This window comes from Chamaesiphon sp. OTE_8_metabat_110 (genome assembly GCF_031382685.1).
Taxonomy (GTDB): Bacteria; Cyanobacteriota; Cyanobacteriia; order Cyanobacteriales; family Chamaesiphonaceae; genus Chamaesiphon.
The window spans coordinates 1-6973 of the sequence record NZ_JANMZA010000374.1 but is presented as its reverse complement, the minus strand read 5'-3'; the positions used below and the strand labels follow the sequence as shown (position 1 = coordinate 6973).

General features: G+C 46.6%; 8 protein-coding genes. 4 read left to right on the top strand and 4 right to left on the bottom strand.

Features of this window, described 5'->3' with window-relative positions; translation table 11 throughout:
* Window positions 1-1056: AAA family ATPase (locus tag RMO52_RS13645; RefSeq protein ID WP_310415079.1), on the top strand; the 1056-nt coding region annotated here is incomplete at its 5' end.
* 285 nt (window positions 1057-1341) lie between these two features.
* Here the strand turns inward: RMO52_RS13645 and RMO52_RS13640 are convergent.
* Window positions 1342-2733, bottom strand: coding sequence for an NAD-dependent malic enzyme (locus RMO52_RS13640; RefSeq protein ID WP_309741503.1), 1392 nt, complete (start codon window positions 2731-2733; stop codon window positions 1342-1344).
* Window positions 2734-2898: 165 nt separating this feature from the next.
* On the opposite strand from RMO52_RS13640, the gene RMO52_RS13635 reads away from it, so the two are divergent.
* The 3 genes from RMO52_RS13635 to RMO52_RS24735 are packed head-to-tail and all read left to right on the top strand — an operon-like array spanning window position 2899 to window position 3663.
* Complete coding sequence (locus RMO52_RS13635) at window positions 2899-3189, top strand: hypothetical protein (RefSeq protein ID WP_309741504.1); 291 nt, start codon at window positions 2899-2901, stop codon at window positions 3187-3189.
* Between the two features lie 5 nt (window positions 3190-3194).
* Window positions 3195-3572: a clan AA aspartic protease gene (locus tag RMO52_RS13630; RefSeq protein ID WP_309741505.1), complete on the top strand. Its 378-nt coding sequence runs from the start codon at window positions 3195-3197 to the stop codon at window positions 3570-3572.
* Window positions 3523-3663: a DUF4351 domain-containing protein gene (locus RMO52_RS24735; protein WP_396134977.1), complete on the top strand. Its 141-nt coding sequence runs from the start codon at window positions 3523-3525 to the stop codon at window positions 3661-3663. Before RMO52_RS13630 ends, RMO52_RS24735 begins: the two co-directional genes overlap by 50 nt.
* A 60-nt stretch (window positions 3664-3723) precedes the next feature.
* Here the strand turns inward: RMO52_RS24735 and RMO52_RS13625 are convergent, their stop codons facing one another.
* From RMO52_RS13625 to ndk, 3 genes are all read right to left on the bottom strand, one after another.
* A complete protein-coding gene (locus tag RMO52_RS13625; RefSeq protein ID WP_310415076.1) occupies window positions 3724-4518 on the bottom strand; it encodes a DUF1963 domain-containing protein in 795 nt (264 codons plus the stop codon).
* 38 nt (window positions 4519-4556) lie between these two features.
* Window positions 4557-6305 (bottom strand): NFACT RNA binding domain-containing protein, encoded by a 1749-nt coding sequence (locus tag RMO52_RS13620; protein ID WP_310415073.1) that lies wholly within the window; start codon window positions 6303-6305, stop codon window positions 4557-4559.
* 223 nt (window positions 6306-6528) lie between these two features.
* Window positions 6529-6973, bottom strand: a 445-nt coding sequence (gene ndk / locus RMO52_RS13615; protein ID WP_310415070.1) for a nucleoside-diphosphate kinase, incomplete at its 5' end; no start/stop codon positions are given.

Below are 6973 nucleotides of genomic sequence, written 5' to 3'. Positions count from 1 at the left end.
CCCGTCAACCGTCTGCTCACCTCCGAGCGCCAAAAACTACTTCAACTCGAATCCCACCTCCACAACCGGGTGATCGGGCAAAATGAGGCTGTCAGTGCCGTCTCTGCCGCCATTCGCCGCGCTCGGGCCGGGATGAAAGATCCCCACCGCCCGATCGGATCGTTCCTATTTATGGGGCCGACAGGTGTCGGTAAAACCGAACTCGCCCGCGCACTAGCAGAATTTCTGTTCGATAGCGAGGAAGCGATGGTGCGGCTCGATATGTCCGAATATATGGAAAAACATGCCGTCTCCCGCCTGATCGGTGCCCCGCCGGGATACGTGGGACATGAAGATGGCGGACAACTCACCGAAGCCGTGCGCCGTCATCCTTATAGCGTCGTCCTCTTCGATGAAGTCGAAAAAGCGCATCCCGACGTATTTAATATCTTGCTCCAAGTTCTAGACGACGGACGGATCACCGACTCCAAAGGTAAAACCGTCAGCTTTGCCAATACCGTCATCGTCATGACTAGTAATCTGGCTAGCGACCAGATTATGAATGTATTGCTCGATCCCCATCGCGATAAGACTCAAGTTAACGACCTGCGCGAACAGGTGACAAATACCCTCCGCACGTTTTTCCGACCGGAATTTATCACTCGCGTCGATGAACTAACGATTTTTGAACCACTCAAGAAAACCGAACTCCGCCAAATTGTGACGATTCAAATTCGCCGAATCGAAAAGATGTTAGCAGATCAAAAGATCGAGATTCAGCTCTCAACTGCCGCTCAAGATTATATCGCCGATGTCGGCTACGATCCGATCTACGGAGCTAGACCCTTAAAACGTGCCATCCAGCGCGAACTCCAAAACCCGATCGCAACTAAAATTCTGGAGACGGCTTTCGGTGCAGGTGATACGATCTATGTCGATTGTATCGCGGGTGAAGCGGCGGCGACAGAGACTCGATCGCTCACCTTCAGTACCAAACCTACTCCAACTAAATCCAAAAAAACAACTCCTGTGGTAATTCCAGAAGTTATTTTACCAACCGTATCAGTGGAAAAATAGAACGACTAAGCTAACACAACCCTAAGAAGGTGTCTGAAAAGGCTTTTCGGTGTGAATCGGAGATCTGAATCCCCCTGTCTTGTCGTTTTTTTATTCGGGGGGAACCCCCGAATAAAAACGCCGCTGCTTGGTGCAACACATGCGGAGGAAACCTCCGCGTGATTGCATCCGCTAAATCCCCCTTGGAAAGGGGGACTTTAAAAGCCCCCTTTCCAAGGGGGTTGGGGGATTTAGGTCTTGAAACGCAGCAATTAGACTTTTCAGACATCCTCTAAAGCCTAAAGCCTAATACTTAGCAATTCCCTCTTCTCTAGCCGCTTTCTGCACCGCCGAAGCGACTGCTGTAGCAACGCGCTTGTCGAACACCGAAGGGACGATATATTCGCGATTGAGTTCGTTAGGATTGATGAGTGAGGCGATCGCTTTAGCAGCTTCGAGACACATATTGATGGTAATCTGATTGGCACGACAATCGATCGCGCCTCGGAACACGCCAGGGAAAGCTAAGACGTTATTGATTTGATTGGGATAATCACTGCGTCCGGTTGCCATCACCGCCACATCATTACTGACTAATTCTGGTTGAATTTCGGGAATGGGATTTGCCATCGCAAACACGATCGCATCTTTTGCCATCGACTTCACCATTTCCACGCTGACAACCCCCGGCGCACTGACACCCAGGAACACATCCGCACCCACCATCGCATCCGCGAGCGTCCCCGTTTGCGCGACGGCAAATTCTAGTTTCTCAGGATTCAAGTCAGTCCGACTAGTAGATATAATCCCCTTCGAGTCGCAGATGCAGATATGTTTGACACCAGCCGTCGTAAATAATTTGGCGATCGCAATCCCCGCAGCACCCGCACCGTTAATGGTAATTTTGACGGTATCGAGAGATTTTTTGACTAGTTTGAGCGAGTTTAATAGTGCGGCAAGCGTGACGATCGCGGTACCATGTTGGTCGTCATGAAACACCGGAATATCTAATTCTGCCCGCAATCGTGCTTCAATTTCAAAACAACGCGGCGCGGCAATATCTTCGAGATTGATCCCGCCAAATACGGGAGCCAGATGTTTGACAGTTTTGATGATTTCTTCGGTATCTTGAGTATCCAGACAGATCGGGAACGCGTCGAGTCCGGCAAATTCTTTAAATAACATCGCCTTCCCTTCCATCACAGGCATCGAAGCAGCAGCGCCCAAATTGCCCAATCCCAATACCGCGCTACCATCGCTGACGATCGCCACCGTATTACATTTAATAGTCAGCTCGTAAACTCGTTCCGGTTCCTGCGCGATTGCCATACATACGCGTCCGACACCGGGAGTATACGCCATCGCCAGATCCGACTGACGCGTCAGTGGAATCTTGCTCTCCATCCGAATTTTACCGCCGCGATGCAGCTCCATCGTTCGATCGAACGTTCTCGTCAGCCGCACTTCCGGAATCGACTTGACAACTTCGACAATTTGGTCGCCATGTTCGGTACTAGTCGCATCCACCGTTACATCGATCCGCGATAGCACCCGCGTCTGCTCGGTAATATCCAGTGTGCTGATATTGCCACCGACAGAAGCAATGCCCTGAGCGATACTCGCCAGCATCCCCGATCGATTGGGCACTTCTAAGTGCATGGAAATACTAAAGGAAGAAGTAGGATTTAAATTTACCATCTCAGTTTTTGACGCATCCACAACTAGCAGCCTTAATTATAAAGGTTCGCGCAAAGAATCGATCGGGAAGAATCAAATTACATATATCCCAAGCTTCTAAGAGGACGAGATTTATCATAATCGAGATACAATAGACTTAAATTGGTTGTTATTGAGTGTTTAGCTATGAATATCAATTCTCATACACCATCAACTCAGCATGTCTTGCGCTACAGTCCAGAACAATTTGCCCAAAAAGGTACTCAAATTTACCAACAGACTGTTTTACCAACACTGGGAATACAATCTGATAATATGATTGTCGCGATCGATATCGAAACAGGCGAATTTGAATTAGCAGATACCACCCTTGCTGCTGCGGCTAAAATGTTCGAGCGGTTGCCAGCAGCGCAGTTGTGGTTTGAACGAGTTGGCTCAGAAAGCGTTCACCGATTCAACTCTGTGTATCCAGCTTAATTACCATGATGTTTGGACGAGTCAATCAACAGCGAGAAGCGATTCTCAAGTTGATAATTATCGGTGATGGAAATAGCAAGATTGCTGTCGATGCAGTTATCGATACAGGATTTAATGGCGATCTAATTTTACCGATTGAGATTGTCTCTGAACTGGGACTTGTTCCACAAGGTTATCAAAAAGCTACTTTAGGCGATGGTAGTATTTCTCAATTTCGTGTTTATGTGGCAACCGTAATTTGGGACGGAGAGCGCAAGCTGGTTGAAGTTAATTCAGCAACTGCTGGCATCCTCATTGGGATGGGTTTGCTGGAAGGCTATAAACTAGAAGTTAATGCAACTCCAAATGGAGATGTCAGTATTATTAAGTTGGACGAAATCTAATCAGCCAGATCTATTCGATCGATTAGAAGCTTTAGCTGAGGCTTTATTAGATTTTACCAGCGTGAGAGATTTAGAATCTTGGCTGGGATAATCGATCGATCTCGATGCAGTGATAAGTTTTAGATGGTTGCCAACGCCTGACAGCACAGTTTTAGCACCCCCAAATGTAAGTTATTTGTTCTCGATGCTCTGGACATTGAAATATAAATTCATTGTCAACATCTCCCCAGCAATAAGGCAAGTTATCTTCACTAGCTAACTGAAATATGAAATTCATTTCCCTCTGACAAGATGGGCATTCAACTAATTCTTTGCCATTGCACCAATCCGGCCACCCCGACAATTTGTCTTTTGGATAGGACAGATCGTGAGCTAGATTGTATTCTTCATCATCATCTATCTCGAAATCATCGTCATAATCATTTAAGTAAAATTCAAGCCGCTCTCGTTCGATAAAATTAGCATAGTCATCAATCTCTTCCCAATCAACAATAAAACGCGCTCTAAAAAAATTATCTTCTATTTTCCAATCATAGTGAAATGGATCGGTCATTTTGGGTTCAATTACTTCAGATGTCACCAGATCTCGATCGATAATTCTTACAAGCACACGAGGATTAAATGGAAATCGAGCTGGATGGTCTGAATGCACATCACATTCGTAGCTGCTGCAATAGAAAAGCTGAAGAATGCCATTACCAAAAATCTGAACTTCAGTTGATGGTAAATCTTGAGAATCAAGCTGGAAGAAAAATCTCATCGGACTTTGACAAGCACCACACAGCGGCCAACTTTCACCATGACAAAGTACGGGAGTGCCACCAAATTTAGAACTAGCTGGAATATCTTCGCCCTCTCTAACGAGCGGCTTCCAACTCTTTCTTTTGAATTGAGCGAGTTTACTTAGCACGGTTGCTCGGATTTCTTCTGGCGATCGATCTGACATAAATACACGATCGTAAATTACATAGTTGCTGTCACGATCTAGATGATATCGATCTGAATCTCCTGCGGATGTCCCCAAACAATCTGCTCGTGCTTGTAAATCACCATTCCTGGTTTTGCACCCTTGGGTTTATAGACATGCTTAGTTTCCGTATACACTACTGGAACAGCTTGGCTCTGTCTGGAGCGGCTATAGTAAGCCACAGCATTAGCGGTAAATTGTAAGTCTGCTTCTTGCGCTACCTCTCCAGGGGTAATTCTTAATAGCCCATGACTACCTGCAATTTCTTGAGCGTGAAACCACAAATCGTATTCGGTTGCTGTTTTAAAAGTGAGTAAATCGTTTTGGCGATTGTTGCGTCCGATTAGTAATTCAAAGCCGCTGGGCGTTTTCAAAGAGCGAGGTTTTGTTTCGGCTAATTCGGCTTTGGCGATGCGATCTGCGGCGGGAAAATAACCAGTATCGATTAATTCTTTCTTGATTTCTAATAAAGTTTGTAATAGTTCTCGGACGTTGTTATTACTATCTTCTTCTGCTTGGAGAATGCTGGCTTCGACTTGTTCTAAATAATCGATTTGAGCTTGGACTTCGGCTAGTAACGGATCGACAGCAAGTTTAGCACGCTTTAATTTTTGGTGGCGTTTGTAGAGAAATTGAGCATTTTGAATTGCATTCTTTTCGGGTTCGAGTTTGATTTTGACTGGTTCCCCCGTCTCAAAATCATTGAGGATAATTTGGGTCATTCCTGGTTCCCATTCTTGGAGGTATGCCATTAAGAGATCGGCATTAGTACGATATTCGTCAGCACCTGTAGATTCGAGTAGTTTGGTTTTGAAGGTATTAGCTTTGAGGCGCAATTTAGCTAAAATCGTGCTTAATTTTTGGGTGAGTTGATGTTTGAGCTGGGTAAATGCTTCGCGATCGAGTATCCGTGTATAGTAAGTCTCAACTGCCTCATTTACTGTTGCTACTGGAACGCCTGAGTTGCCCCATCCCAGGACACTAAAGCCGTTATTTGTCAGGCAAGGATGAAATTGATGTCCTTCTACTTTAGTCAGGGTTCTGAGCCATTTTTGCCAGGATGCAAATAAGTTTTCCCAGTCTGAAGCAGATAGGGTGTCAGTGGTTTGAAGGGGATCGAGTCCGGTGGTGACAATCAGCTCATTCATCAGGATCGTACTCAAGCCGCGATAACTTCTAACTAGTCGCTGATTTAGTTTATCGGGAATCAGACTAACCCTGTCGATCCACCGATCGAGTGGTTCCTCCAAACTCGGCATCGGATCGGTCAATGATGGCGGTACTTCGTAAGGTCTGCCAGTTTCGATCGTCCGCACGCTAGACTGCTTATTACTAACTTGATGCGCGGTGGTAATAATTAAATTATCGGCATCTGTCAGAGTGAGATTGCTGTATTTCCCGATCGGTTCTACATATAAATAATATAGAGCCTCAGCCCCAGGTCGAGAGGCAAATGTCAGCCGCACCAACCGTTCCCACGGTGTCGGCATTTCCAGCCCCGTCATTGCCAATCCGCCCAAGACAGAGCGCAATTGCTGGCTGAGAGTGAAGGTATCAGGAATTCGCGGTGGGGGGTCGGTGAGGACGATTCGAGCGGCTTGAGGGTGCCAGGAGATGGCAATCCAGCCTTTTTTGTCCAGGGTACGCAAGCCGAGGGCGAGGGTGTAGCGATCGCTTTGGTAGACGGTTTCGACGCGCGCGGGTATCCATTGTGGTTGTAACTCCCGCACTGCCGCTGTTAATGTCGTGAAGTCAACCTGTTGCATCTGAATTTAGGCTTTAGGAGTTAGGTTTTGCGGATCGGATCGCGCGGAGGATACCTGGCGCATGTGTTTCACCAAGCAAGGCTTTAGGCTCTAAGAGTTAGAGTTTAGGCTTTAGGGGTTAGGCTTTTGGCTTTAGAATTTAAGACGCAAGCGTCTTTCAAGCTTATCGAAAATCTGAACCTAAAACCTAATACCCAATACCTAAAGCCTAATACCTAATACCTTATTCCGACAACCAAGGCGAAACAGAAGGTGTCCAACTGACTAATTCTTCTTCTTTAAACCACAGTGCAATTTCGCTCTGAGCGGTTTCCACAGCGTCGGAACCGTGAATCAGATTGCGACCGATATTGATGCCCAGATCGCCGCGAATCGTGCCGGGAGGGGATACTAAGGGATTGGTAGCACCGATCGTCAGGCGGGAGGCTGCGACGACGCCATCGCCTTGCCAGACCATTGCTACGACTGGGCCGGAAGTAATAAAATCAACTAAACCGCTGAAGAAAGGTCTTTCTTTGTGAACGGCATAATGCTGTTCGGCTAATGCACGGCTGGGGTGCAATAATTTTAAGGCAACGAGGGTAAAGCCTTTGGTTTCTAACCGCCGAATGATTTCACCAACTAAACCACGTTGAACGCCGTCGGGCTTGATTGCGATAAATGTCCGT